The organism is Brevundimonas diminuta 3F5N (assembly GCF_900163625.1).
GTDB lineage: Bacteria > Pseudomonadota > Alphaproteobacteria > Caulobacterales > Caulobacteraceae > Brevundimonas > Brevundimonas diminuta_A.
This window is the reverse complement of the sequence record NZ_FUIE01000030.1, coordinates 22,584-47,866: the sequence shown is the minus strand read 5'-3', so window position 1 is coordinate 47,866 and position 25,283 is coordinate 22,584. Positions and strand designations below refer to the sequence as shown.

At 68.3% G+C, this 25,283-nt stretch carries 23 protein-coding genes; 9 read left to right on the top strand and 14 right to left on the bottom strand.

Annotation, left to right across the window (positions count from 1 at the left end):
- Positions 1-180: 180 nt before the first annotated feature.
- Positions 181-2,364 (bottom strand): M3 family metallopeptidase, encoded by a 2,184-nt coding sequence (locus tag FM111_RS05330; RefSeq protein WP_087139736.1) that lies wholly within the window; start codon positions 2,362-2,364, stop codon positions 181-183.
- A 121-nt stretch (positions 2,365-2,485) separates the two neighbouring features.
- On the opposite strand from FM111_RS05330, the gene FM111_RS05325 reads away from it, so the two are divergent.
- Positions 2,486-3,349 carry a glutamate racemase gene (locus tag FM111_RS05325; RefSeq protein ID WP_087139734.1) on the top strand — a complete coding sequence of 288 codons (864 nt, stop codon included), beginning with the start codon at positions 2,486-2,488 and terminating at the stop codon, positions 3,347-3,349.
- A 10-nt stretch (positions 3,350-3,359) separates the two neighbouring features.
- On the opposite strand, the gene FM111_RS05320 is transcribed toward FM111_RS05325, so the two are convergent.
- Complete coding sequence (locus FM111_RS05320; RefSeq protein WP_087139733.1) at positions 3,360-3,869, bottom strand: S-type pyocin family protein; 510 nt, start codon at positions 3,867-3,869, stop codon at positions 3,360-3,362.
- A gap of 132 nt (positions 3,870-4,001) precedes the next feature.
- On the opposite strand from FM111_RS05320, the gene coaBC reads away from it, so the two are divergent.
- The 3 genes from coaBC to FM111_RS05305 are packed head-to-tail and all read left to right on the top strand — an operon-like array spanning position 4,002 to position 6,140.
- Entirely contained in the window at positions 4,002-5,225 is a 1,224-nt protein-coding gene (gene coaBC / locus FM111_RS05315) for a bifunctional phosphopantothenoylcysteine decarboxylase/phosphopantothenate--cysteine ligase CoaBC (RefSeq protein ID WP_087139731.1), read from the top strand.
- A gap of 16 nt (positions 5,226-5,241) precedes the next feature.
- Positions 5,242-5,691 (top strand): dUTP diphosphatase, encoded by a 450-nt coding sequence (dut, locus tag FM111_RS05310; RefSeq protein WP_087139730.1) that lies wholly within the window; start codon positions 5,242-5,244, stop codon positions 5,689-5,691.
- A gap of 47 nt (positions 5,692-5,738) precedes the next feature.
- The gene (locus tag FM111_RS05305) at positions 5,739-6,140 is read left to right on the top strand and encodes a BLUF domain-containing protein (protein WP_087139729.1); all 402 of its coding nucleotides are present in this window, start codon (positions 5,739-5,741) and stop codon (positions 6,138-6,140) included.
- Between the two features lie 77 nt (positions 6,141-6,217).
- Here the strand turns inward: FM111_RS05305 and dapB are convergent, their stop codons facing one another.
- From dapB to dnaK, 3 genes are all read right to left on the bottom strand, one after another.
- Complete coding sequence (gene dapB / locus FM111_RS05300) at positions 6,218-6,967, bottom strand: 4-hydroxy-tetrahydrodipicolinate reductase (protein ID WP_087139728.1); 750 nt, start codon at positions 6,965-6,967, stop codon at positions 6,218-6,220.
- Positions 6,964-8,172 (bottom strand): molecular chaperone DnaJ, encoded by a 1,209-nt coding sequence (gene dnaJ, locus FM111_RS05295; RefSeq protein ID WP_087139726.1) that lies wholly within the window; start codon positions 8,170-8,172, stop codon positions 6,964-6,966. Before dnaJ ends, dapB begins: the two co-directional genes overlap by 4 nt.
- A 191-nt stretch (positions 8,173-8,363) precedes the next feature.
- Complete coding sequence (dnaK, locus tag FM111_RS05290; RefSeq protein WP_087139724.1) at positions 8,364-10,271, bottom strand: molecular chaperone DnaK; 1,908 nt, start codon at positions 10,269-10,271, stop codon at positions 8,364-8,366.
- A 321-nt stretch (positions 10,272-10,592) separates the two neighbouring features.
- Between dnaK and FM111_RS05285 the strand changes: the two genes are divergently transcribed.
- Positions 10,593-11,201 (top strand): alpha-ketoglutarate-dependent dioxygenase AlkB, encoded by a 609-nt coding sequence (locus FM111_RS05285; protein WP_087139723.1) that lies wholly within the window; start codon positions 10,593-10,595, stop codon positions 11,199-11,201.
- 73 nt (positions 11,202-11,274) lie between these two features.
- Positions 11,275-12,180 carry a dienelactone hydrolase family protein gene (locus FM111_RS05280; protein ID WP_087139722.1) on the top strand — a complete coding sequence of 302 codons (906 nt, stop codon included), beginning with the start codon at positions 11,275-11,277 and terminating at the stop codon, positions 12,178-12,180.
- Between the two features lie 107 nt (positions 12,181-12,287).
- On the opposite strand, the gene grpE is transcribed toward FM111_RS05280, so the two are convergent.
- A complete protein-coding gene (grpE, locus tag FM111_RS05275) occupies positions 12,288-12,857 on the bottom strand; it encodes a nucleotide exchange factor GrpE (protein ID WP_373407955.1) in 570 nt (189 codons plus the stop codon).
- A gap of 41 nt (positions 12,858-12,898) precedes the next feature.
- The gene (gene hrcA / locus FM111_RS05270; RefSeq protein ID WP_087139718.1) at positions 12,899-13,993 is read right to left on the bottom strand and encodes a heat-inducible transcriptional repressor HrcA; all 1,095 of its coding nucleotides are present in this window, start codon (positions 13,991-13,993) and stop codon (positions 12,899-12,901) included.
- Positions 13,994-14,108: 115 nt separating this feature from the next.
- Between hrcA and rph the strand changes: the two genes are divergently transcribed.
- The gene (gene rph / locus FM111_RS05265; protein ID WP_087139716.1) at positions 14,109-14,834 is read left to right on the top strand and encodes a ribonuclease PH; all 726 of its coding nucleotides are present in this window, start codon (positions 14,109-14,111) and stop codon (positions 14,832-14,834) included.
- A gap of 68 nt (positions 14,835-14,902) precedes the next feature.
- Positions 14,903-15,277 (top strand): hypothetical protein, encoded by a 375-nt coding sequence (locus FM111_RS05260; RefSeq protein ID WP_087139714.1) that lies wholly within the window; start codon positions 14,903-14,905, stop codon positions 15,275-15,277.
- A 280-nt stretch (positions 15,278-15,557) separates the two neighbouring features.
- On the opposite strand, the gene pnp is transcribed toward FM111_RS05260, so the two are convergent.
- The 6 genes from pnp to FM111_RS05230 all read right to left on the bottom strand — a co-directional run bounded on the left by pnp (position 15,558) and on the right by FM111_RS05230 (position 21,109).
- Entirely contained in the window at positions 15,558-17,786 is a 2,229-nt protein-coding gene (gene pnp, locus FM111_RS05255) for a polyribonucleotide nucleotidyltransferase (protein WP_087139712.1), read from the bottom strand.
- Between the two features lie 257 nt (positions 17,787-18,043).
- On the bottom strand, positions 18,044-18,313 hold the full coding sequence (rpsO, locus tag FM111_RS05250) for a 30S ribosomal protein S15 (RefSeq protein ID WP_024354282.1): 270 nt from the start codon (positions 18,311-18,313) through the stop codon (positions 18,044-18,046).
- Positions 18,314-18,403: 90 nt separating this feature from the next.
- The gene (gene truB / locus FM111_RS05245) at positions 18,404-19,336 is read right to left on the bottom strand and encodes a tRNA pseudouridine(55) synthase TruB (RefSeq protein ID WP_087139710.1); all 933 of its coding nucleotides are present in this window, start codon (positions 19,334-19,336) and stop codon (positions 18,404-18,406) included.
- 3 nt (positions 19,337-19,339) lie between these two features.
- On the bottom strand, positions 19,340-19,792 hold the full coding sequence (gene rbfA, locus FM111_RS05240; protein WP_087139708.1) for a 30S ribosome-binding factor RbfA: 453 nt from the start codon (positions 19,790-19,792) through the stop codon (positions 19,340-19,342).
- A 66-nt stretch (positions 19,793-19,858) separates the two neighbouring features.
- The gene (locus FM111_RS05235; protein WP_256968101.1) at positions 19,859-20,560 is read right to left on the bottom strand and encodes a DUF2459 domain-containing protein; all 702 of its coding nucleotides are present in this window, start codon (positions 20,558-20,560) and stop codon (positions 19,859-19,861) included.
- A gap of 18 nt (positions 20,561-20,578) precedes the next feature.
- Entirely contained in the window at positions 20,579-21,109 is a 531-nt protein-coding gene (locus FM111_RS05230; protein WP_087139706.1) for a hypothetical protein, read from the bottom strand.
- Between the two features lie 205 nt (positions 21,110-21,314).
- Here FM111_RS05230 and FM111_RS05225 point away from each other — a divergent pair, with 205 nt between their 5' ends.
- Complete coding sequence (locus FM111_RS05225) at positions 21,315-22,058, top strand: SAM-dependent methyltransferase (RefSeq protein ID WP_087139704.1); 744 nt, start codon at positions 21,315-21,317, stop codon at positions 22,056-22,058.
- 218 nt (positions 22,059-22,276) lie between these two features.
- Here FM111_RS05225 and infB read toward each other — a convergent pair whose 3' ends face one another.
- Positions 22,277-25,282, bottom strand: coding sequence for a translation initiation factor IF-2 (gene infB, locus FM111_RS05220; RefSeq protein WP_087139702.1), 3,006 nt, complete (start codon positions 25,280-25,282; stop codon positions 22,277-22,279).
- Position 25,283 lies beyond the last annotated feature (1 nt).

Sequence of the window (25,283 nt, the reverse complement as noted above, 5' to 3'; positions counted from 1 at the left end):
ATCGCGCTCTAAGCCAAAGCACTGGATCCCGGCCTCCGCCGGGATGAGCGGGAAAGAAAAAGGCCCGGCGGATTTCTCCACCGGGCCTTTCCATGTTCAGCGCCTAACGGGCTCAACGCCCCTCAAGCAGCGCGAAGCGCGTTAGGGGCGCTCAAGATGAGGCCGAAGGCCGATAGGCCACTAGGAAACCGGGAAGCCGCGCACCTTCAGCAGGGCCGCCACGTCCGGGTTGCGGCCGCGGAACTGGCGATAGGCGTCGCCGCGATCCGTGGTGTTGCCCGGCGCCAGGATGATCGACTTGAAGCGGCCGCCGATGTCCGGGTTGAAGACGTCGCCCGACTCTTCGAAGTAGGCCCAGGTGTCGGCGTCCATCACTTCCGACCACAGGTAGGAGTAGTAGCCGGCCGAATAGGCGTCCGAGGTGAACAGGTGATTGAACTGCGGCAGGCGGTGCCGCATCACGATCTCCTTGGGCATGCCCAGACGGCCCAGCGAGGCCTTCTCGAAGGCGTCGATATCGGTCGGCGGGGTGGCTTGCGTATGCAGATCCATGTCGACCAGGGCCGAGGACAGATAGCTGACCGTGGCGTAGCCCTGGTTGAAGGTCGAGGAGGCCTCGATCTTGTCTACCAGCGCCTGCGGCATCGGCTGCTTGGTCTCGACGTGCTTCATATAGCCGTCGAGGATCGGGCGGCTCAGCACCCAATGCTCGTGCACCTGCGACGGATACTCCACGAAGTCGCGCGGCGTGTTGCCGAACGAGGGATAGGTCACCACCGACGAGAAGTAGTGCAGGGCGTGGCCGAACTCGTGGAACAGGGTCTCGGCGTCGTCCAGCGAGATCAGCAGGGGCTGGCCGTCCGGCGCCTTGACGAAGTTGTTGTTGTTCGAGGCCAGGATCGGCTTCGAACCCGTCAGCTGCGAGAACGAGCGGTAGGTGGTCATCCAGGCGCCCGAGCGCTTGCCCGGACGGGCGAAGTCGTCGGCGTAGAACAGGCCGATCAGCTTGCCGGTGGCCTTGTCGGTGACCTCATAGGTGGTCACGTCCGGCTCGAAGGTCGAGACGGTTCCCTTGGGCAGCGGCTTGAAGACGAAGCCGTACAGGCGCTCCGCCATGTAGAACGACGCCGCGCGCACAGCATGCAGTTCGAAGTAGGGCTTCAGCTCGTTCTGATCGAGGTCGTACTTCGCCTTACGCACCTTCTCGGCGTAGTAGAGGTAGTCCCACGGCTCGATGTCGTGACCGGCGATCGCCTTCATGTCGGCGACTTCCTCGGCGACGCGTGCCTTGGCCGGGGCCCAGACGCGCTGCATCAGGTCCATCGCCGCGGCCGGGGTCTTGGCCATGGTGTCTTGCATGCGCCATTCGGCGTGGTTGCCGAAGCCCAGCAGGCGGGCGCGCTGCTGACGCAGGGCGACGATGCGGGCGATGGTCGACTTGGTGTCGTTGGCGTCGTTGTTGTCGCCGCGCTTGGCGAACTTGGTCCAGACCTGCTGACGCAGGGCGCGATCATCGGCGAAGGTCAGGAAGGGATCGACGCTGGAGCGGGTGTTGACGATGACCCAGCCCTGAACGTTGCGCGTGCGCGCGGCGGCGGCTGCTGCGGCCTTGTTCGAGTCCGGCAGGCCCTTCAGACCGGCCTCATTGGCGATGACCGTCCAGGTGTTCTCGTCGGCGACCACCTTCTGGCCAAAGCCGGTGAAGGCGTTCGACAGGTCGGTGTTGATGCGGCCCAGTTCGGCCTTGCCGGCGGCGTTCAGGGCGGCGCCGTTGCGTACGAAGGCGTCGCGGCTGCGCTCGGCCAGACGCTTCTGCTGGGCGTTCAGGCCCGCGGCGTCAGCGCCGTCAGCCACGGCCTTGATGCGGGCGAACAGCTTCTCGTTGAAGGTGATCTCGTCCGAGGCGGCCGACAGGATCGGCGACAGCTCGGTCTCCAGCACGTCCCACTGCTCGCCGCCGATGTTCGACGTCATGACGCTGAACACGTTCAGGGCGCGGTCCAGCGGTTCGCCGACCATTTCCATCGCCGCCAAGGTATTGGCGAAGGTCGGAGCTTCGGCGTTGTTGGCGACGGCGGCGATGTCGGCGCGTTGCAGTTCGATGCCTTCCAGGATGGCTTCGCGCATCTTGGGCGCCGTCACCTTGTCCCACGGCGGCACGCCCTCATAGGGGCCGGTCCAGGGCTGCAAAAGCTCGGCGCGCGGCGCGGTCGCCGGCAGGACGGCGCGGGCGATGCGGGCCTCATCGGCGGTCGTCAGGGCGGCGACAGCGCCGCTCATGGCGCTCTCCACGGCCCCGGCCGAGGCGCAGCCCGACAGGGCGAAGAGGCTCGCGCCCCCGATGAGAAGATGGCGTCTGTGCATCCAGGTCTCCCAACCATAGCTGTTTCGGACGTCCTTCGGCGCAGCGGCCCCCGACGTCGCATAAATCCGGTTTAGTCCTAACTATTGGACGGCGAAACCCCGCGAGGCTAAAGGCCGCTGCATGGCGATAGGTGTTTTCGACTCCGGCGTGGGGGGCCTGACGGTCCACCGCGAACTCACGACCCGCTTTCCGACGCGGGACTTCATCTATCTGGGCGACCAGGCCCACGCTCCCTATGGCGGGCGTAACGGCGAGGACATCGTCGCGCTGACGCGCGCCGGCTGCGAACGCCTGTTCGAGGCGGGCGCCTCCGTGGTCGTCCTGGCCTGCAACACGGCCTCGGCCATCGCCCTGCGCCGCCTGCAGCAGACCTGGATCCCGGCCATGCGCGAAAAGCTGGGCCGCCCGGTCAACGTCTTGGGCATCATTGTCCCGACCATCGAGGCGGCCACCGGCCTGCCCTGGTCCTTTGAGGCCGAGCGCAACGGGCGGCTGGAAGGCGAGAAGAAGGAGGCGATCGACATCACCGGCGTCTTCTGCACCGCCGCCACGGCCATGAGCCGGGTCTATGAGATCGAGATCGACAAGCGCCGCGACGACCTGGCCGTCTTCACCGAGGCCTGCCCCGGTCTAGCCGGTCTGATCGAGCTGGGCGCCCCGCCGGAGGAGCTGAAGGTGGTGGTCGACGACCACGTCGACGCCCTGCGCCGCCGCATCGGCCGCCACCCGGACAAGGCCATCCTGGGCTGCACCCACTATGAGATCGTGGCCGACCTGTTCGCCCAGGCCCTGCCGCCCGGCGTCCAGGTCATCAGCCAGCCCGCCGCCGTGGCCGACTCGCTGGAGCGCTATTTCGACCGCCACCCGGAATACGACCTCGGCTCTTCGTCGCGCCGCGACTTCCTGACCACGGGCACGCCCGGCCCGCAGTCGGATCTGGTCGCCCAATTCTGGGGCGCGCCCCTGACGTTCGATCAAGTCTGAGACCACCCCGCTATTCGGCGGAGCGTGACGCGTTGCGACGCTGGCCGAAGGTCGGGGCCCGCTCCTTTTGTTCGGCCCAATACGTCGGACCGTCGTCCGGTTTGAACATGGTGCGCGGCACCCCGTTGCGGTCCACCACGGCGAAGGTGTTGGTCGAGGCCTGATAGAAGAGCGTGTCGCCGTTCGGTCGTTTGACCGTTTCGGTTCCCTTCGGCGTTTCCTCGGTGAAGGCCCGCACCTTCTGCAGGTAGTCGTCGGCCGACTTGGCGCCGAAGGCCGCGCCGTTGCGCTCATAAAGCCTCTGCACCTTGGCGTCGGCGGTCTCGCGCCGGTTGGCGGTGACGGGCGGCTTGGCCGCCTCGACCGGGGCGTCGACCGTATCTTCGACCGCCTCGGCCGCCAGAAGACCCACCGGCTCCGCCGCGCTTCTCTCGCGTGTCTCAACCGCCGAGCCGCCGTTGTCGCACCCGGCCAGCGCCAGCACCGTCGCGGCCAGCACCGCCGTCACCCGCATCCGCATGGAAACCCTCCCCGCATCTCGTCGAACACAGTTAGGCACAAGATTTTTGTTCTGACAATGTTCCATTTGCGCGGACGCTAGCCAGACGGCTTTGTCTCGACGCCGTCACGCGACGCGGCTACAGATTCCAGCATGACCGCACCCTCGCTTTCCGGCCGCAAGGTCCTGCTGATCGTCGGCGGCGGCATCGCCGCCTATAAGGCGCTGGAGCTGATCCGCCTGCTCAGGAAGGCGGACGCCGAAGTGATGACCGTCCTGACCAGATCCGGGGCCGAGTTCGTCACCCCCATGTCGCTGGCGGCCCTGACCGGCCATCCGGTGCGGCAGGACCTGTTCATGCCGGAAGACGAAACCGCCATGGGCCATATCGAACTGTCGCGCTGGGCCGATCTGGTGGTGGTGGCGCCCGCCACGGCCGGGCTGATCGCCAAGGCGGCCAACGGCATGGCCGACGACCTGGCCTCGACCACGCTTCTGGCCACGGACAAGAAGGTGCTGCTGGCCCCGGCGATGAATGTCCGCATGTGGCTGCACCCGGCGGTGCAGGCCAATGTCGAGCGGCTGAAGAGCTTCGACGGCTTCCACGGCATGGCCGTGGTCGGGCCGGACGACGGCATCATGGCCTGCGGCGAGTTCGGGCCGGGCCGCATGGCCGAGCCGCCGATCATCTTCGACGCCATCGCCCGCCTGCTGGCCGGACCGGACGGACGGCCGCTCACAGGCCAGACCGCCGTGGTCACGGCCGGACCGACCTTCGAGCCGATCGACCCCGTGCGCGGCCTGACCAATCGCTCCAGCGGCAAGCAGGGCTACGCCGTCGCCGCCGCCCTGGCCGAGCTGGGGGCGCAGGTGACGCTGATCTCCGGCCCGGTGGCGCTGGATGCGCCCGTCGGCGTGACCCGCGTCTGGGTCGAGGCCGCGACCGAGATGAAGGCCGCCGTCGAGGCCGCCCTTCCCGCCGACATCGCCGTGATGAGCGCCGCCGTCGCCGACTGGCGCGTGGACGGCGTGGCTTCCGGCAAGATCAAGAAGGCGCCCGGCGGCCCGCCGTCTCTGGCCCTGATCGAAAATCCTGACATCCTGGCGGGCGTCTCAGCCCCCGGCCCGCGCCGCCCGAAACTGGTGGTCGGCTTCGCCGCCGAGACCAGCGATCTGGAAGCCAACGCCCGCGCCAAGCTGTCGCGCAAGGGTTGCGACTGGATCGTCGGCAACGACGTGTCTGACGAGGTGTTCGGCTCGGACGGCAACGCCGTGACCCTGTTCACGCAAAACGGCGACGAGCCGTGGCCGCGCCAGTCCAAGACCGAAGTGGCGAGGAAGCTCGCCCAACGCATCGCCGATCACTTCAAGGCCTAGAAGAGACCTCCCCGTCATGACCACCATCCGCGTCGAACGCCTGCCCCACGCCGAGGGTCTGGCCCTGCCCGCCTATGAGACCGCCGGTTCGGCGGGCATGGACCTGCGCGCCGCCATCGGCGAAGGCGAGACCGTGGTGCTGGAGCCGGGTCAGCGCAAGCTGATCCCCACCGGGCTGAAGATCGCGCTGGAGCCGGGCTATGAGGCCCAGGTGCGCCCGCGCTCGGGCCTGGCGCTGAAGCATGGGATCTCGGCGCCCAATTCGCCGGGCACCATCGACAGCGACTATCGCGGCGAGGTCGGGGTCATCCTGATCAACCACGGCGAACTGCCGTTCGAGATCAAGCGCGGCGACCGCATCGCCCAGATGGTCATCGCCCGCTATGAGCAGGCCCGGATGGTCGAGGTCGAGGCGGTGGATGAGACCACGCGCGGCGCCGGCGGCTTCGGCTCAACCGGGCGTTGACGAAAGCCTCACTTTCATCCTCGGAGATAAGGCCCTAGCGTGGCGTCATGAACACGCTGGACCAACTCGTCTATTGCAGCCGCTCGCGACTGGCCCCGGACGACGAGGCGGCGGCGATGGTCGACATCGTCCACGTCGCCGCCTTTCTGAACGCCCGCAACGGCGTTACGGGGGCGCTAGCGCTGCAGGACGGCGTGTTCGTTCAGTGCCTGGAAGGCTCGCCCACCGCGCTCGACATCCTCATGCTGCATCTGCATTTCGACGAGCGGCATGAAGAGATCGAGGTCATGGCGCGCGGACGCATCGAACGCCGCGCCTTCCCTGCCTGGGGCATGACCGCCCCGGCGCAAGCTCAGTGCGGCGTCCTCAGCCGCCTGATCGCGCAGCGCTCCGACGACCTGACCGCCTGGCGCGGCGCGATGGGCGCCCTGCTGGCCGAACCCGCCTGACGAAAAGCAGATTCGCGCTCAAGCAGCGAACCGCCGCGCGGCGAGCGATAGCGCGGGCGCGTCAGTGCCTCCAGGCATTATGCCTGGCGGAAACCCAGCACGTCCTGCATGTCATAAAGGCCGGGGCGACGGTTGCGCACCCACGCGGCGGCGGCCACGGCGCCCTTGGCGAACAAGCTGCGGTCCATGGCCGAGTGCGACAGGGTCAGCATCTCATCTTCCGAACCGAACATGACGGTGTGCTCGCCGATCACCCCGCCCGCCCGCAGGGAGGCGAAGCCGATCTTGCCCGGCTCACGCGCGCCGGTGATGCCGTCATAAGGGGCGCTGCGCACATCCTTGAGATCGCGACCACGGCCGTTGGCGGCCGCCTCGCCCAGCATCAGGGCGGTGCCCGACGGGGCGTCGACCTTGCGCCGGTGGTGGGTCTCCAGCACCTCGATGTCCCAGTCGCGCGCATCCAGCCGCAGGGCCGCATGCTCGACGAGGCCGATCAGGATATTCACGCCCAGCGAGAAATTGCCGCTCATGACGATGGCGATCTTGTCGGCGGCGGCCTCGATCTCGGCCTCCTGTTCCGGCGTCAGGCCGGTTGAGCCGACCACCAGGGCCGGTCCCCCCGCCGCAGCGCAGGCCTTGGCCAGGGCGACCGAGGCCTCGGGCGTCGAGAAGTCGATGATGACGTCGCACAGCTTCAGATCGACAGTCTCGCCGCGGTCGAAGCGCGCAGCCACCACCACGTCCTCACGGGCGTCCAGAACTTGCGAAACAGCGCGGCCCATACGGCCCCGGGCGCCGGAGATGCCGGCGTGGAAGATGTCGCTCACGCGGTCTCTTTCGGATTATCGGCGTCGCCGCCCAGAATGTCGGCCCAGAAGCGCTTGGCCTTGCCCGCGAAACTGGTGTTGCGAGGGGTCTGGCTTTCGCCCAGCGAGGCCGCCAGTTCCGCCAGAAGCTCCTTCTGGCGCGCGTTCAGGTCGGTCGGCGTCTCGACGAACAGTTCGACCACCAGATCGCCACGGCCGCGCCCGTTCAGATGCGGCATCCCCTTGCCCTTGATGCGGACGGTCTTGCCCGTCTGCGCGCCGGCAGGCACCTCGACCGGAGCCTTGCACTTGCCGTCGCAGGCTTCGGAGATCAGGCAGGGCGCATCGACAGCCCCGCCCAGGGCCGCCACCGTCATCGGCACAGGCACCGTGACCAGCAGGTCCAGGTTGTCGCGCTCGAACAGTTCGTGCGGCAGCACCGACAGGAAGACATAGAGGTCGCCGCGCGGCCCGCCGCGCTGGCCCGCCTCGCCCTCGCCCGACAGGCGGATGCGCGAGCCGTCGTCCACGCCCGCCGGAACCTTCAGGCTGAGCTTGCGGGTCTTGCGGACCTGACCGTGGCCGCGGCAGGTGGTGCAGGGATCGGCGATCATTTCGCCCGAACCGCCGCAGCGGGGGCAGGTGCGCTCGACCTGGAAGAAGCCGTTGGCCTGGCGCACGCGCCCGGCGCCGCCGCAGGTGGAGCAGATGGTCGGCTTGGTTCCCGCCTTGGCGCCCGAGCCGTCGCAGACCTCGCAGCTCATCAGGGTCGGGATGGCGATCTCGACCTCGGCGCCCTTGTAGGCCTGCTCCAGGGTGATCTCGAGATCGTAGCGCAGGTCCGAACCGCGACGCGGGCCGCTCTGTTGCTGGCGCCCGCCGCCCCGGCCGCCGAACGCATCGCCGAAGGCGTCGCCGAAGACCTGGGAGAAGATGTCGTTGATGTCGTGGAAGCCCTGGCCGCCGCCCTGGCCGAAGGGATTGCCGCCGCCCGCGCCGCCGCCCACGCCCGCGCGGCCGAAACGGTCATAGGCCGCACGCTTCTGCTCGTCCGACAGGACGGTGTAGGCCTCGGAGATTTCCTTGAAGCGGGCCACAGACTCTTCGGAGCCGCCGTTGCGATCCGGATGGTGCTCCATCGCCAGCTTGCGATAGGCGCTCTTGAGCACGACGGCGTCGACCGTCCGCTCGACTCCCAGAATCTCGTAATAGTCACGTTGCGCCATCAGGCGTTCGTCCTCTTACTTTCCCGCCGCGCCAGGGTGCTGTTCGGCCTCTCTTGATCTGGAGGCGTTCCGTTCGCGGATGACCGACGGCCTGCCTGATGACATGGGCGCCCGGTCGAATGATGCAAGTTTCATGAAACGGCCCCGCCTGCCGTCTGGCAAGCGGGGCCGAACATCAGCGAGGCGCCGGTTTAGGCGTCCTTCTTCTCGTCCGCGTCCGAGACTTCCTCGAACTCGGCGTCGACCACGCCGTCGTCGGCGGGCTGGCCTTCGGCGGCGCTGTCAGCCCCGCCCTGCTGGGCGGCGTACATGGCCTCACCCAGCTTCATCGAAGCCTGCGCCAGGGTGTTGGTCTTCTCGCGGATGGCCTCGGGGTCCGTGCCGTCCTTGGCCGACTTCAGATCGTCCAGGGCCGACTGGATGGTCGCCTTGGTCGCTTCGTCGATCTTGTCGCCGTGCTCGGCCAGGGCCTTCTCGGTCGAGTGGACCAGGCTGTCGGCGCCGTTCTGGGCCTCGACCAGTTCCTTGCGGGCCTTGTCCGCCGCGGCGTTGGCCTCGGCTTCCTTGACCATGTTCTCGATGTCGGCGTCCGACAGGCCGCCGTTGGCTTGGATGCGGATCGACTGTTCCTTGTTCGTCGCCTTGTCCTTGGCCGTCACGTGGACGATGCCGTTGGCGTCGATGTCGAAAGCGACCTCGATCTGCGGCATGCCGCGCGGCGCGGGCGGAATGCCCATCAGGTCGAACTGACCCAGCACCTTGTTGTCGGCGGCCATCGGGCGCTCGCCCTGGAAGACGCGGATCGTCACGGCCGACTGGTTGTCGTCAGCGGTCGAGAAGACCTGGGCCTTCTTGGTCGGAATGGTCGTGTTGCGCTCGATCAGGGGCGTGAACACGCCGCCCAGGGTTTCGATACCCAGCGTCAGCGGGGTCACGTCCAGCAGCAGCACGTCCTTGACGTCGCCTTGCAGCACGCCGGCCTGAACGGCGGCGCCCAGAGCCACGACCTCGTCCGGGTTCACGCCCTTGTGCGGCTCCTTGCCGAAAAATTTCTTCACGGCTTCCTGAACCATCGGCATCCGGGTCATGCCGCCGACCAGCACCACTTCATCGATGTCCGAGGCCTTCAGGCCCGCGTCCTTCAGCGCCTTGGCGCAGGGCTCGATGGTGCGCTGGACCAGGTCGTCGACCAGGGCTTCCAGCTTGGCGCGCGACAGCTTGATGTTCAGGTGCAGCGGGCCCGAAGCGTTCATGGTGATGAACGGCAGATTGACCTCGTACTGGGTCGTCGAGGACAGCTCCTTCTTGGCCTTTTCGGCCTCTTCCTTCAGGCGCTGCAGGGCCAGCTTGTCGGAGCGCAGGTCGACGCCTTGCTCCTTCTTGAACTCGTCGGCCAGGTAGTCGACCAGACGCATGTCGAAGTCTTCACCGCCCAGGAAGGTGTCGCCGTTGGTCGACTTCACCTCGAACACGCCGTCGCCGATCTCCAGGATGGAGACGTCGAAGGTGCCGCCGCCCAGGTCGTAGACGGCGATCTTCTGGCCGTCGTTCTTCTCCAGGCCGTAGGCCAGGGCGGCCGCGGTCGGCTCGTTGATGATGCGCAGGACTTCCAGGCCGGCGATCTTGCCGGCGTCCTTGGTCGCCTGACGCTGGGCGTCGTTGAAATAGGCGGGAACGGTGATGACGGCCTGGGTGACCTTCTCGCCCAGATAGGCCTCGGCGGCCTCCTTCATCTTGCCCAGGGTGTAGGCCGAGACCTGCTGGGGCGAATAGTCCTTGCCGTGGGCCTGAACCCAGGCGTCGCCGGTCGGGCCCTTGACGATCTCGAAGGGCACCATGCCCTTGTCCTTGGCCACCACCGGGTCATCGAAATTGCGGCCGATCAGGCGCTTGATGGCGAAGAAGGTGTTGGCGGGGTTGGTCACCGCCTGGCGGCGCGCGGGTTGGCCGACGAGAATCTCGCCGCCGTCCTGGATCGCGACCACCGACGGGGTGGTGCGGGCGCCTTCGGCGTTCTCGATGACCTTGGGGTTCTTGCCGTCCATGACGGCGACGCACGAATTGGTCGTGCCGAGGTCGATGCCGATGATCTTGGCCATGGGCTTGTCTTTTCACTCCTTGCGGCGGGCGATGCGGCGGCCTTGGATCAAGCGCCGCGCGTGACCGCCCCCAGATGGGCTTTTGAAATCATGCCGCGCCGGACGACGCCCGGTTCGGCGGTGGATGGGGTCGGCGGGCAAGCCCCTAAGGATTTGGGGGTTATCGCCGGGTTGGCTCGGATATGGGAAAGACCGCAGGGGCTGCAAGGCCTTCCGCCCGGTTCCGGGCCGATTCCGCGCCTTATGGCGGACAAGGCGGCGCGGCGCCGCTAAATTCGGCCGATGATCCCGCAAAACCCCCTGCAACCGTCCAGAAAAGAGATGAGGGAGGCGCCGACCGCCCTGCCCGGCTTTCGCCTGTGGCCCGGTCTGCTGGACGCTGCCGAACAGGCCGAACTGCTGGCCGAGGTGCGGCGGGGGCTGGAGGCGGCGCCCCTCTATCGCCCGACGACGCCCGGCGGGCGGCCGTTCTCGGTGCGGATGAGTAATTTCGGCGCCCTGGGCTGGGTGTCGGACCGCGCAGGCTATCGCTATCAGCCGACCCACCCATCGACCGGCGCCCCCTGGCCCGCCATCCCGCCCCGGCTTCTGAGCCTGTGGGACGCGCTGACCGGCTGGCCGAGCCCGCCGGACGCCTGCCTGGTCAACCTCTATCAGGGCGAAGCGAAGATGGGCCTGCATCAGGACAGGGACGAGCGCGATCTGACAGCGCCCGTGCTGTCGATCTCCTTGGGCGACACGGCGGTGTTCCGCATCGGCCCGGCCGAAGGCGGCGCGACCCGCAGCGTGCGCCTGGCTTCCGGCGACATCTGCGCCCTGACCGGACCCGCGCGGCTGGCGCGCCACGGCGTCGACCGGCTTCTGGCGGGCTCGTCGCGGCTGCTGCCGGGCGGGGGACGGGTCAACCTGACCCTGCGGGTCGCAGGTTAGGCGGAAAGACTCGACGGCGCGCAAAAAGCCGGGGCACTGTCACGCCTTCCACAGCGCCGACCGGAGACCCGCGATGACCCTGATCACCCGGCCCGAGGGCCTGAGCCCCGACCAGATCGCCCCCAGCCGCCGCAGCCTGGGCGTGGCGACAGCGGGCGGGCTGTTCTTCGCCGCCTACGCCCCCGCCGCCCTCAGCCAGTCGGCCCAGCCGATCGCGACCGATGCGACGGACCTGGTCACGCAGGACGTGACCTATCCCGCGCCCGACGGCTTCGCCCTGCCCGCCTATGTCGCCCGCCCCGCTGGCTCTGGCCCCTTTCCCGTCGTGATCGTGGTGTCCGAGATTTTCGGCGTGCACGAGTACATCCGCGATGTCTGCCGCCGCCTGGCCAAGGCCGGCTATGCGGCCGTGGCGCCCGCCTTCTTCGTCCGCGTCCAGGACCCAGCCCCGCTCAGCGACATGCAGGCCATCATGCGCATCGTCAGCGCGGCCCGTTACGACCAGGTCATGGGCGACATCGGCGCCGGGCTGGACTGGATCGGCGCGCAATCCTGGGCGAAGGCCGACAGGGTCGGGATCACCGGCTTCTGCTGGGGCGGCAAAGTGGTGTGGCAGGCCATGGCCCGCTTCCCGGCGCTGGACGCGGGGGTCGCCTGGTACGGCCGCCTGTCCCCCGCCGCCACGGCGACCGACGAACAGAAGGCGGCCGGCCGCCCCTGGCCCATCGACCTGGCGAGCGAGCTGAAGGCCCCCGTGCTGGGCCTCTACGGCGGCGCGGACAGCGGCATCCCCAACGATACGGTCAAGGCGATGAACGACGCCCTGAAGGCCGCCGGCCGGACCGACAGCCAGATCATCCTCTACGACGACGCCCCGCACGGCTTCCACGCCGACTATCGCGCCTCCTACCGCGAGGCGGACGCGAAGGACGGCTGGCGGCGGCTGCTCGAACTGTTCAACTCGAGATTGAAAGGCTGACCTCTCCACCCGCTCACCCCCGGCCGGCGAGCGGTCTATACAGGCAAACAGAAAACGGCCCGGCGCGTCTGCGCCGGGCCGTCGTCGTTTCAGCGCGTAAAAGCCGCTCAGGCCTTGGCGTCGAAATTCCCGCCGGTCGTATTGGGGTCGGCATAGGCGCCGCCCGCCGCCGGGCCCGAACCCTTAGCCGCGACCACCACCATGGCCGCGCGCACGGTGCGGCCGAACAGGGCGTAGCCCGGCTGCAGCGTCTGGATGACAGCGCCGCCCGGCACGGTGTCCGAAGGCTGCTCCATCATCGCCTGATGCAGGTGCGGATCGAAGGCGTCGCCCGGCGCCGGATCGACGCGGGTCAGGCCGTTGGCCTCAAAGGCCGACAGCAGGGATTTTTGCGTCAGCTCCAGCCCCGTGAGCATGGCGACCGCCGGGCCGTCGGCGTCCTTGGGTGCCGTCGCCAGGCCGCGTTCCAGCGTGTCGGCCACGCCCAGCAGATCCTTGGCGAAGCGCTGGATGGCGTAGGCGCGGGCGTCGTTCTGCTGCGTCTCGGCGCGGCGCTTGACGTTCTCGGCCTCGGCCACGGCGCGCAGGGCGCGATCCTTCCACTGATCGCGCTCGGCGATCAGGGCGTCGACCACGGCGGTCTCGTCGCCTTCAGGTGCGAGGTCAGCCTCGTGGATGTCCTGCTCGAGTTGATCCCGCGTCTCGTCGTTGATGTCGTTCACGTCTCTTGTCCGTCCAGAATCCGGCCCAGCACCCGGGCGGTATAGTCCACCAACGGTATGACACGGGCGTAGTTCAACCGCGCGGGCCCGATGACGCCGATGGCGCCCAGCACCCGCTGCCGGCCCGACATATAGGGCGCCGCGATCACGGCGGAACCCGAAAGCGAAAAGAGTCGCGTTTCCGCGCCGATATAGATGCGTACGCCCTGGGCCGCGCCGACGTCGTCCAGCAGGCCGATCAGCTGTTCCTTCTGCTCCAGATCGTCAAACAGGACGCGCACCCGCTCCAGATCCTCCGCCGCGCGGGCGTCCTGCAACAGATTGCCGCGCCCCCGCACAATCAGGTTGCGGTCATGGCCCGCGCCGCCTGCGCCGCCGCTCCAGGCGGCCAGCCCGTCCTCGACCAGGCGCGCGGCGGCGGCGTCCAGGTCGCGCCGGGCGACCTCCATCTCGGCCTTCATCTCATGCCGGGCCTCGGCCAGCGGGCGCCCCTTCAGCCGCGCGCTGAGGAAGTTGGACGCTTCCTGCAGGGTCGAGGGGGTGACGCCGGGCGCCAGGTTCATCAGCCGATTCTCGACCACCCCGTCGTCGGCGACCAGCACCGCCAGCGCCTGCCCGCCGCCCAGAGCCACGAACTCGACATGGCGCACCCCCGCCTCGCGCACCGGGCTGGCGACGATGCCCGCCCCGCCCGCCAGACCCGACAGCAGGGACGAGGCCGCATCCAGCGCCTCCTCGACATTGCGGCCGCCGCCCTTGGCGCCCAGCACCGCCAGCCGGGCGTCGATCTCGCGCCGCTCCTCCTGACCGATGTCCCCGACTTCCAAGAGGCCGTCCACGAACAGCCGCAGCCCCGCATGGGTCGGCGCCCGCCCGGCCGAGGAATGCGGCGAGGCCAGCAACCCCGCCTGCGTCAGCGTCTGCATGGTGTTGCGGATCGAGGCGGGCGACAGGTCCAGTCCGGCGCGCGACAGGGTGTGCGACCCCACCGGCTCGCCCGTCTCCAGATAGGTCTCAACCACGCGCCGGAAGATGTCGCGCGCCCGCGCATCCAGCGTCGCCAGGCCCGGCGAAGGGTGCAGCAGGCTCATGGCGCCGCCCTCCGCCCCGTCAGGACGGACCGAAGACACACCACGAACGGGTCAGGGCGGGACAGGCTCATGGTTTCAGGATAAGCACGCGCCATCCCGCTTCCAAGGAATTCCCATGCGCCCGTCCGAACGCACCCCCGAACAACTCCGCACCGTCACGCTGGAAACCGGCGTCAACCGCTACGCCGAGGGCTCGTGCCTGGTGTCCTTCGGCCATACCAAGGTGCTGGTGACGGCCTCGATCGAGGAAAAGGTGCCGGGCTGGATGCGCAACACCGGCCAGGGCTGGGTCACGGCCGAATACGGCATGCTGCCCCGCGCCACCCACACCCGCGGCCGCCGCGAAGCCGCCGCCGGCAAACAGTCGGGCCGCACCCAGGAAATCCAGCGCCTGATCGGCCGCTCCTTGCGCGCCGTGGTCGACCTGAAGGCGCTGGGCGAGCGCCAGGTGCTGATCGACTGCGACGTGATCCAGGCTGACGGCGGCACGCGCACCGCCTCCATCACCGGCGCCTGGGTGGCGATGGCCTCGGCCCTCAACTACCTCAAGGACGAGGGCGTGCTGACGACCGACCCCATTCTGGACCAGGTGGCGGCCGTGTCCTGCGGCGTGTTCAAGGATCTGCCGGTGCTGGACCTCGATTATGAGGAAGACTCCACCGCAGAGGCCGACAGCAACTTCGTCCTGACCGGCGCCGGTCAGATCGTCGAGATCCAGGCCACCGGCGAGAAGCGCGGCTTCAGCCGGGCCGAGTTCGACCGCCTGTTCGAACTGGCCGAGATCGGCTGCACCGAACTGTTCGCCCTACAGCGCGCCGCCGTGGAGGCCGCGCGCCGATAAGGCTTTTGCTGGAGCCGGATCGGGACCATCGTCGTTGCTAAGGCGAACCCCGATCCGAAAGCTCGCACATGACCCGACCGTCCCTTCTGGCCTGCCTGATCCTGAGCGGGCTTTTAGTCGCCTGCCAGCCGCGGCCTGAACCGCCAGCCCCCGCGCCGGTCCCGACGCCAGCGCCCTCCCCGGCCCGCGAACCCGAGGCCCGCCTGCCCGAAGGCCCGGACATGGCGCCCCAATCGGTTCCGCTCGACGAACGCCCCTGCGTTGAGGCCCTGGGCGAAGCGGCCTCCGCCCGTCTTGTCCAGCGCTGTATCGCCGTCAGCCCCGCCACACGCCCGCCCTGCCACGCCTCCAACCCCTGCGACCTGATCCAGGGCGAGATCGACCGTTCCTGCGCGATGTGGACCCGCGACGGCGAAACCCCGCCGAAAGAGTGCCAGGGCTGACTCGACACGCCGCGCCTCTCCCTCCCCGTCCCGGGGAGGGTGGTCGGAGCGAAGCGGAGACCGGATGGGGAGGGCTTGGCGATCCTGGCCTCAGCGTTTGAACAGCCTCGTCGCCCCCACCCGACCTCGCCCAGACGGGCTCGGCCACCCTCCCCGGGACGGGGAGGGAGAAGACACGCTCCAGCAGCGAGCCGCCCCGCGGCAAGCGATAGCGCCCAAAAGAAAACCCCGGCGGATCGCTCCGCCGGGGCCTTCTTCAGTTCAGCGATGACGTCGAGGCTTAGTCGCGACGGCGACGGCCGCGGTCGCCGCCGTTGCGGTCGCCCTTGGGACGGCCGCCGGTGTCTTCCGACAGCGGGGCTTCACCGCGTTCAGCGCGCTCGGCGTTGATCTTGTCGGTGATGTCCTCGCCGGTTTCCTGATCGACGACCTTCATCGACAGCTTGGTCTTGCCGCGATCGTCGAAGCCCAGGAACTTGACCTTGACCTCTTGGCCTTCCGACAGGACGTCGGCCGGGTTGGCGACGCGCTCCAGAGCGATCTGGGACACGTGGACCAGGCCGTCCTTGGCGCCGAAGAAGTTCACGAAGGCGCCGAAGTCGACGACCTTCACGACCTTGCCGGTGTAGATGGTGCCGACTTCCGGCTCCGAGGCGATCGATTGGATCCAGGCCTTGGCGGCTTCGATCTTCTCTTGCTCGTTGGCGGCGATCTTGATGGTGCCGTCGTCGCCGATGTCGACCTTGGCGCCGGTCTTCTCGACGATCTCGCGGATGACCTTGCCGCCCGAACCGATCACTTCACGGATCTTGTCGACCGCAATCTTGATGGATTCGATCTTGGGCGCGAACTCGCCCAGTTCGGCGCGCGGCGCTTCCATCGCCTTCGACATTTCGTCGAGGATGTGCAGACGACCGGCCGAAGCCTGCGTCAGGGCCTGCTGCATGATCTCCTTGGTGATGCCGGCGACCTTGATGTCCATCTGAAGGCTGGTGATGCCTTCCGAGGTGCCCGCGACCTTGAAGTCCATGTCGCCCAGGTGATCTTCGTCACCCAGAATGTCCGACAGGATGGCGAACTCGCCCGACGGCTCCAGGATCAGACCCATGGCGATGCCCGAGACCGGACGGACCAGCGGCACGCCGGCGTCCATCAGGGCCAGCGACGAACCACAGACCGTGGCCATCGAGGACGAGCCGTTCGACTCGGTGATCTCCGACACCAGACGGATGGTGTAGGGGAAGTCCTCGCGGGTCGGCAGCATCGGACGGATGGCGCGCCAGGCCAGCTTGCCGTGACCGATTTCGCGACGGCCCGGCGAGCCCATGCGGCCCGCTTCACCGACCGAATAGGGCGGGAAGTTGTAGTGCAGCAGGAAGGACTCTTTATAGGTCCCGGTCAGGCTGTCGATGTACTGCTCGTCCTCGCCGGTGCCGAGCGTGGCGACGACCAGGGCTTGCGTTTCGCCGCGCGTGAACAGCGACGAACCGTGGGTGCGCGGCAGGACGCCGACTTCCGAGACGATGGCGCGGACCTTGTCCAGGGCGCGGCCGTCGACGCGGTGGCTGTTCTCGATGATGTCGCGACGCAGGACGTCGGCTTCACATTCCTTGAACGCAGCCGAGAACTTCGACGAGTCGACGCCGTCGGGGTTTTCGTCGGTCTTCACCAGGGCGGCGGCGGCGGTCTTCTTGGCCGCGTCGACGCCCGAGCGGCGCTCGTACTTGCCCGGATGGGCGTAGGCGGCCTTGATGTCTTCGCCGACCAGTTTCTTGATCGAGGCGACGACGTCCGAGTGGTCTTCAGCCTGGAAGTCGAACGGCTCCTTGGCGGCGTGCTCGGCCAGTTCGATGATGGCGTCGATCACCGGCTGCATGCCCGCGTGCGCGAACATCAGGGCCTCGAGCATCTTCTCTTCCGAAAGCTCCTTGGCTTCGGATTCGACCATCATGATGGCGTCTTGCGTGCCGGCGACGACCAGGTCCAGGGCGCTTTCGCCCAGGGTGTCGATGGCGGGGTTCAGCACCAGCTCGCCGTCGATCATGCCGACGCGCGCGGCGCCGATCGGACCCATGAAGGGCACGCCCGAAATGGTCAGGGCGGCCGAGGCGGCGACCATGCCCAGGATGTCGGGATCGTTCTCAAGGTCGTGCTGCAGCACGGTGACGATGACCTGGGTCTCGTTCTTGAAGCCCTTGACGAACAGGGGGCGGATCGGGCGGTCGATCAGGCGGGAGACCAGGGTCTCCTTCTCGGTCGGGCGGCCTTCACGCTTGAAGTAGCCGCCCGGGATCTTGCCGGCGGCGAACGTCTTCTCTTGGTAGTTGACGGTCAGCGGGAAGAAATCCAGGCCCGGCTTGGGCTGGCGGCCATAGACGACGGTGGCCAGAACCACGGTCTCGCCGTAGGTCGCCAGCACGGCGCCGTCAGCCTGACGGGCGATGCGGCCGGTTTCCAGCGTCAGCGGGCGTCCGGCCCACTCGATCGTCTTGCGTTTGATGTCGAACATTATTCTTCTTTCGTCTCCCGCGGGCGTATTCCCGTCGGGGGTGTGCGGAGCGGCAGGCCGTTCAGTCCTGCGGTCCCCATTAGCCAGGCCGCATCATCGCGGCCGGACGGGTGATTGAGGACCGGATTTCAGGCCCTCGCGTCGGTTGCGCCGGTAAGACCCGCGGCGCACGGGAAAGCATAGTCTAGGAGCGGAACGAGGCGCGGACGTGTCCGCCCGCGCCTCGTGGAATTATCCGATCCGCAACCGGGCGCGCCTTAGCGACGCAGACCCAGCTTGGCGATCAGCGCCTGATAGCGGGCGCTGTCGGTCTTGTTCAGGTGGTCCAGAAGGCGACGACGCTGCGAAACCTGCTTCAGCAGGCCACGACGCGAGTGGTTGTCCTTCTTGTGGGTCTTGAAGTGCTCGGTCAGGTTGGCGATGCGTTCCGTCAGGATCGCGACCTGCACTTCAGCCGAACCAGTGTCGCCCGTCGAGCGAGCGTTATCGGCGATGACTTCAGCTTTACGTTCAGCCGTAATCGACATCGAGAGTCCTTTCTTGCCCTATCGCTCGCCTCGCGGAGGCTCGCTGTTTGAGGGCGTTGGGTGTCCTATCGGCAAGCGTGTAAGCCTGCGTCAGGGGAGGTTGAAAACACGGTCGGGTTCAAGCCGACCGGCCCTGAGATTGCCGAGCGCGACCAATGTCTTGCCCTCGAAGACCGAAACCAGCCGCGAGCCGGCGGTGAGCCGGGCCTTGAGCGTTTCAATCTGTCGGGGGAGCAGAACGATCGGCCGTCCCTGCCTCAGAGAGAGGGCGTCCTGATCCGTCACGGCCAACTCCGGGATGTCGTCCAGAGCGGTCGAAACGGGCAGCAAGCCCTCAAAGGCGGCGCCCTTATGCGCCAAGTCTTCCAGAAAATCCAGCGTTACGGCGTTCTCGATCGAGAACGGCCCCACGCGCTCGCGCCGCAGGTCCGAGACATGCCCTTCCGCACCCAGCATGATCGCCAGGTCGCGCGCCAGTGAACGCACATAGACGCCCTTGCCGGTCCGCATGGTGATCTCGACATGATCGGCGTCGGGCGCGCCCGTCACCGCCGCCTCATGAATGGTCACGCGGCGCGACTGAAGTTCGACCTCCACGCCCGCCCGCGCCAGATCATAGGCGCGCTCGCCGTTGACCCGCACGGCGGAGAAGGCCGGCGGCGTCTGGTCGATTTCGCCGACGAAGGACGGCAGTGCCGCCGTCACCGCCTCGACCGAGGGACGCACCTCCGAACGGGCGATGATCTCGCCCTCGCGGTCGATGCTGTCGGTCGAAATGCCCCAGTGGATGGTGAAGCGATAGACCTTCTGCGCCTCCATCATGAAGGGCACGGTCTTGGTCGCCTCGCCCAGCGCAATGGGCAGAATGCCCGAGGCCAGCGGGTCCAGCGTCCCCGCATGGCCCGCCTTCTGGGCGTTGAACAGGCGGCGGATCTTCGTCACCGCCTCGGTCGAGCCCATCTCATAGGGCTTGTCGAGGCAGACCCAGCCGTTGACGAGGTCGCCCTTCTTGCGTCGCGCCATAACTCAGTCTTCGCCCTGATCGTCAGCCTGTTCGATATCCGCGCGCACGCGCGGATCGGCGAACAGCCGGTCCATGTGGCTGGCCGTATCGAAGCTCTCGTCGTGGCGGAACTTCAGGTCGGGCGTGAACTTCATGTCGATGCGGCGGCCCAGCTGACCGCGCAGGAATTTGGCGTGTTCGTTCAGCGCCTTAATGATGGCGCTCTCCTGCCCGGCCGTCTCGGCCGCGTCGACGCCGGCGCCCAGGGGCTCGACGAAACAGGTGGCGTGGCGCAGGTCCGGGCTCATCCGCACCTCGGTCACGGTGACGGAGACGCCGACCAGGGCCTCGTCGTGGATCTCATGCTCGCGCATGACGTCGACCAGGGCGTGGCGGATCAGTTCGCCGGCGCGCAGCTGGCGCTGCGACGGCCCCATCGGGCCGCTGGCGTTGCGGGTGTGTTGCTTGCGGGCCATCGTAGGCTCCTCCTGCTCGCGCCGCCGGGGATCGGACGCCGGCTCTTGAACGCGAAGGGGCGGGGTCTAGTCGCCTGCGTCGTTCAAGTCCAGTTCCGCCGCGCGCTGTTCGGCGGTGCGCGCCGCCCGCATCACCGCGCTCGATGTCAGGCTGCGGGCCATCGGCATGGACAGGCCGCCCGCGTTCAGCACCTCGGCCGTCCAGTGGTTGCACAGATGTCCGGCCCAGAAAGTCTCGCGGCTGGCGTAGAAGACGGCGTCGTCGCCGTCTCTCTGCGCCGAAACCACAGCCTGGCCTCCGTCATCCAGCCGCAACGACGCCGCCACTCGCGCCCGCAAGGCGGCGAAGCCCTGGGGCGACAGGCGCATCGTCGCCCGCCCCGGCTCGGGAAACAGCGCCGGATCGATCGGGTCAGGGTCCAGCATGACCACGGACGGATTGCCGCCCGGCTTGAAGAAGGCCCGCGCCCCGTCGGGCAATCGGGCGCTGATCGGTCCCTGCTCGACATAGAAGACGGAGTCGCCCCAGCCGACCCGCACCCAGTCGCCCGACGGCAGGGCGCGCACCGCCCGCGCCAGGGCGTCGTCGCCCTCCGCCAGCGCCGCGCGCGGCACGGCCAGGTCGGTGTGAAATCCGTTGTCCAGCAGGTGGACGACGACCGTCGCCTCCGACGCTCCGGCGGGGAACAGGGCGGGGTCGCCCGGCCGCTCGGCCGTCCATACCCCGGCCAGCAGGCCGATCAGGACAGCGAGGCTCCAGCGGATCAACACCCCTGCGCCGCTCCCCTAGTTGGTCCCGAAAGCGGCGGGAACGTCGCGAGCCGGCGAAGAGCCCTGCATCGTCGCCCACTCGCCGCGATAGTCGTAGTTCAGGGTCACGCAGTGACGGTACTGGCCGTCAGCCCAACGCCCGACCGTCTCGATCGTCAGGGGGTGACCGGCGCGCACCCGTCCGACGACGATGAAGGCTTCCTCGGAACCGGGGCACAGGGCGCGCGACAGGGCGCGGCCGTCGCCGTCGGTCGTGATGCTGTAGACTCCGCCGTCCGCCGCCCCTTGCGGCAGGACGCGCCGCACCTGGTCCGGTCCGCCGCGCGCGAACCGGGCCGATCCGCGCGAGGTCGAGGAGAACAGGTTCTTCACCGAGGTGGCGCCGAACCAGCCGCGCTCGACCTCCAGCGTCACCCCGCGCGTCAGGGTCTGGGTGGCGCGGTCGCGTGCGTCGAAGGACAGGAACCGGGTGTCGGCCAGCGCCGGCGTCGCGAGGGCGCCCAGGCTGGCGACGATCAGAAGCATAGACAGACTAGGACGAGGCATGGCGGCCCATTCATTAGCGCCCCCCGACGCGATTGGGCCGAACCCTAAGGCCAAGCGGGCTTCAGATGAAGCCTCCAATGCGGCCCAGGCGCACGACCGGCCCAATCCCATCCACCCGGCCCCATCCGCCCGGTCCCATCCAGTGGAAAGACGGCGGTCGATCCGTCATGATGGCGCCCCCTCCCCCGCTGCATGATCCAAGACCGTGTTCAGAGACCCCTTCGACATCGACAACTACGCCCTGGACCCGGACCACTATCTCGCCGTGCCCTTCGTCCCGACCGAGGAGGATACGGTCGAGGCCATGCTGAGCCTGGCGGGCGTCGGCCCCAATGACCGGCTGTACGACCTCGGTTCAGGCGACGGGCGCATCGTCATCGCCGCCGCTCGTGATCGCGACGCGCGCGGCGTCGGCGTCGACATCGACCCGGTGCGGATCGCCGACGCCATAGAGTACGCCGGTTGGGCCGGGGTCGAGCATCTGGTCGACTTCATCGAGGAAGACCTCTTCGCCGTCGATATCCGTCCGGCCACCGTGGTCAGCCTCTATCTGCTGCAATCGATCAATGTGGAGCTTCGTCCGCGCCTGCTCAGCCAGCTGAAGCCCGGCGCCCGCATCGTCTCCCACGCCTTCGACATGGGCGACTGGCAGGCTGATGAGCGGGTCAAAGTTATCGACGGCTATATCTACAAATGGACGGTTCCGGCCCCCGTCGCGGGTCGATGGGACTGGACCCGCGCCGATGGAACGCCGTGCCGCCTGGAGTTGGAGCAGACCTATCAGAAGGTCTCCGGCCGCGCCTGGCTGGGCGAGGACGAGGTGAAGCTGACGGCCGAACTGAGCGGCGAACGGCTCGAAGTCGAGCTTCAGGCCGACGACGCCGCGCCGGTCCTGCGTTTCATCCTGACCTTCGCCGACGGCGCGCTGCGGTCCGCCGTCGAGGGCTGAGCCCTTTCCCCGCTCATCCCGGCGGATGCCGGGATCCAGTGAGAGCCGCACACTCACCCTTGCCAAAGCTTGGGGTCCACCGCGCGTTCGTAGCCAAAGAACTGGGTCCCGGCATCCGCCGGGATGAGCGGAAATTGGCCGCAGCACCCAAAGACAAAGGGCGCGGCTTCCGTAGAAACCGCGCCCTTCTCTGTTTCAAGCCGTGAGGCTCAAGCGTCCTAGTCCAGGGTGCGCTTGATCTCTTCGACGGTGAAGCACTCGATGTAGTCGCCTTCCTTGATGTCCTGGAAGCCGGCGAACTGCATGCCGCATTCCTGACCCGAAGGCACTTCGTTGACCTCGTCCTTGAAGCGCTTGAGCGTGTTGAGCACGCCCAGTTCCAGCACCACCACGTCGTCGCGGATGATGCGGACGCGCGCGCCCTTGCGGACCACGCCCTCGGTGACGCGGCAGCCTGCGACCCGGCCGACCTTGGTGATGTCGAAGGCCTGCAGAACCTTGGCGTTGCCGAGGAAGGTTTCGCGCTGGAGCGGCGCCAGCATGCCCGAGAGCACGCCCTTAATGTCGTCCAGCAGGTCGTAGATGATCGAGTAGTAGCGGATCTCGACGCCTTCACGCTCGGCCAGATCGCGGGCCTGCTTCGACGCACGGACGTTGAAGCCCAGGATCGGCGCGCCGGCCGACTTGGCCAGATTGACGTCGCTCTCGGTGATGCCGCCGGCGCCCGAATAGACGGTGCGGGCGCGGACTTCGTCGTTGCCCATCTTGTCCAGCGAGCTGACGATGGCTTCCGCCGTGCCCTGCACGTCGGCCTTGATGAGGACCGGCAGTTCCGAGACCTTCTTGGACTGCAGCTTGGACATCATGTCGACCAGCGACAGCGAACCGCCCGAGACCTGGGTCTTCTCGCGCTTCACGCGCTGACGGTATTCCGTCAGTTCGCGGGCGCGGGCCTCGGTTTCCACCACGGCGAAGACGTCGCCCGGCGACGGCGCCTCGTCCAGGCCGAGGATCTCGACCGGAACCGACGGACCGGCTTCAGGCAGCTGTTCGTTGCGCTCGTTCAGCAGGGCGCGAACCTTGCCCCAGGCCGAACCGGCCACGACGATATCGCCGCGCTTCAGCGTGCCGCGCTTGACCAGGACGGTCGCAACCGGGCCGCGGCCCTTGTCCAGCTTGGCCTCGATGACCACGCCCTCGGCCGAACGATCGGCGTTGGCGCGCAGGTCCATGACTTCGGCCTGCAGCAGGATGGCGTCGGTCAGACCGTTGAGGTTGATCTTTTCCTTGGCCGACAGCTCGATGATCTGCGTGTCGCCACCCAGGCTCTCGGAGATGACTTCATATTGAAGCAGCTCGTTGACGATCTTCTGGGAATTGGCGTCCGGCTTGTCGATCTTGTTGACCGCCACGATGATCGGCGAACCCGCCGCCTTGGCGTGCTGGATGGCCTCGACCGTCTGCGGCATGACGCCGTCGTCGGCCGCCACGACCAGGACGACGATGTCGGTGACGTTGGCGCCGCGCGCCCGCATCGCCGAGAAGGCCGCGTGGCCCGGCGTGTCCAGGAAGGTGATGCGCTGACCGTCGCCCAGGCGGACCTGATAGGCGCCGATGTGCTGGGTGATGCCGCCGGCCTCGCCGCCCGCCACGTCCGTGGTGCGCAGCGCGTCCAGAAGCGAGGTCTTGCCGTGGTCGACGTGACCCATGATGGCCACGACCGGGGCGCGGATCTCGCCCGCATCGGCGTCGTCGGCGTCGGCGATGAAGCCTTCTTCAACGTCGGATTCGGACACGCGCTTGACGGCCATGCCGTATTCCTCGGCCACCAGTTCGGCGGTGTCGGAATCGATCACGTCGTTGATCTTCATCATCAGGCCCTGACGCATCAGGAACTTGATGATGTCGACGCCGCGCACGGCCATCCGGTTGGCCAGTTCGCCGACAGTGATGGTGTCGGGAATGACCACTTCACGCGGACGGTTGGGCGTTTCGGTCGAACCGCCGCGGCGCTTCTCCTTCTCGCGTTCGCGAGCGCGGCGCACCGAGGCCAGCGAGCGCATGCGCTCGACGGCGTCCTCGTCGCCTCCCGCCACCGAATGGATGGTCAGGCGGCCTTCGCGGCGCTTGGGCTCGCCGCGCGTGCGGCTGACGGCCTTGCCGGGCGCATTGTCGGCGAAACGCTTCTCGCGATCGTCCTCGCGACCGGTCGCCGGGCGGGCGAAGCCGCCGCCGGCGCGGCTGGGACGCGCCACTTCGGGCTGGGCCGGAGGCTGGTTCGGAGCCGGGCGGGCGCCAGGACGCGCCGCGCCGGGCGCGCCGGCGCGGGCGCCGGGCGCCGGACGCGGGTTCAGCGCCGAATAGCGAACAGTCTGGGCCGGACGTGCAGGACGCTCGGCGCCCTCGCGGCCGCCTTCACGCGGCGCCTGTTCACGGGTCTGCGGACGCTCGCCGTCGCCCATGGCCTGTTCGCGCGCCGAACGGCCGCCAAAGGCGGGACGCTCCAACGGCGCGCGGCCGGTCGGGATCTTGGGCGCGCGTTGGCCGAAGTTGACGGCCGGGCGCTTGGGCGCGGCCGGAGCCGCAGGAGCGGCCGGGGCGGCAGGCTTGGCCGGCTCAGGCTTGGCTTCGACCTTCGGAGCCTCGACCTTGGGCGCTTCCGCCTTGGGCGCGACCGGCTTGGCCGCAGCGGGAGCCGGAGCCGTGGCGCTCAGCTTGGCGGCCTCGACGCGGGCAGCTTCAGCGGCGGCCTTGGCGGCGGCGGCTTCGGCAGCAGCCTTGGCCGCAGCGGCTTCGGCGGCGGCGGCCTGTTGGCGCTCGGCGGCTTCGGCCGCGGCCTTGGCGGCGACAGCGTTGCGCTCGCGTTCGGCGGCCTGTTGCGTGGCCAGGGCGATGGCGCGGCGACGCGCCTCCTGTTCCTCGGGCGACAGGGCGCCGCCGGCCGGTTGACGCGGCGCAGACGAACGCGGCGCGCCGCCTTCGGAGCGCGGACGTGCGACGTCGAAGCCCTGCGGACGTTGATGCCCGCCCTGCGGGCCGGCGCGGCGCTTGGTCTCGACGACGACGGTCTTGGAACGGCCGTGGCTGAAGCTCTGTTTCACCGTGCCGGTCGAGACCGAACCCGCCGCACGCGGCTTCAGGCTCAACGGAGCGCGCGGCCCCGTTTGCGAAGGCGTGTTGGCAGGAGTCTTGCCGTCGTTGGAATTGTTGTTTTCGTCGCTCATC

Bases quoted from the DNA above. Each gene is read 5' to 3' on its own strand.
- infB (WP_087139702.1), bottom strand. From the start codon at position 25,282: ATGAGCGACGAAAACAACAATTCCAACGACGGCAAGACTCCTGCCAAC.
- dnaK (WP_087139724.1), bottom strand. From the start codon at position 10,271: ATGGCCAAGATCATCGGCATCGACCTCGGCACGACCAATTCGTGCGTC.
- FM111_RS05325 (WP_087139734.1), top strand. From the start codon at position 2,486: ATGGCGATAGGTGTTTTCGACTCCGGCGTGGGGGGCCTGACGGTCCAC.
- coaBC (WP_087139731.1), top strand. From the start codon at position 4,002: ATGACCGCACCCTCGCTTTCCGGCCGCAAGGTCCTGCTGATCGTCGGC.
- hrcA (WP_087139718.1), bottom strand. From the start codon at position 13,993: ATGAGCCTGCTGCACCCTTCGCCGGGCCTGGCGACGCTGGATGCGCGG.
- truB (WP_087139710.1), bottom strand. From the start codon at position 19,336: ATGGCGCGACGCAAGAAGGGCGACCTCGTCAACGGCTGGGTCTGCCTC.
- FM111_RS05320 (WP_087139733.1), bottom strand. From the start codon at position 3,869: ATGCGGATGCGGGTGACGGCGGTGCTGGCCGCGACGGTGCTGGCGCTG.
- FM111_RS05285 (WP_087139723.1), top strand. From the start codon at position 10,593: ATGAGGGAGGCGCCGACCGCCCTGCCCGGCTTTCGCCTGTGGCCCGGT.
- FM111_RS05330 (WP_087139736.1), bottom strand. From the start codon at position 2,364: ATGCACAGACGCCATCTTCTCATCGGGGGCGCGAGCCTCTTCGCCCTG.
- FM111_RS05230 (WP_087139706.1), bottom strand. From the start codon at position 21,109: ATGCCTCGTCCTAGTCTGTCTATGCTTCTGATCGTCGCCAGCCTGGGC.
- rph (WP_087139716.1), top strand. From the start codon at position 14,109: ATGCGCCCGTCCGAACGCACCCCCGAACAACTCCGCACCGTCACGCTG.
- FM111_RS05260 (WP_087139714.1), top strand. From the start codon at position 14,903: ATGACCCGACCGTCCCTTCTGGCCTGCCTGATCCTGAGCGGGCTTTTA.
- dnaJ (WP_087139726.1), bottom strand. From the start codon at position 8,172: ATGGCGCAACGTGACTATTACGAGATTCTGGGAGTCGAGCGGACGGTC.
- rpsO (WP_024354282.1), bottom strand. From the start codon at position 18,313: ATGTCGATTACGGCTGAACGTAAAGCTGAAGTCATCGCCGATAACGCT.
- FM111_RS05305 (WP_087139729.1), top strand. From the start codon at position 5,739: ATGAACACGCTGGACCAACTCGTCTATTGCAGCCGCTCGCGACTGGCC.
- pnp (WP_087139712.1), bottom strand. From the start codon at position 17,786: ATGTTCGACATCAAACGCAAGACGATCGAGTGGGCCGGACGCCCGCTG.
- dut (WP_087139730.1), top strand. From the start codon at position 5,242: ATGACCACCATCCGCGTCGAACGCCTGCCCCACGCCGAGGGTCTGGCC.
- rbfA (WP_087139708.1), bottom strand. From the start codon at position 19,792: ATGGCCCGCAAGCAACACACCCGCAACGCCAGCGGCCCGATGGGGCCG.
- FM111_RS05280 (WP_087139722.1), top strand. From the start codon at position 11,275: ATGACCCTGATCACCCGGCCCGAGGGCCTGAGCCCCGACCAGATCGCC.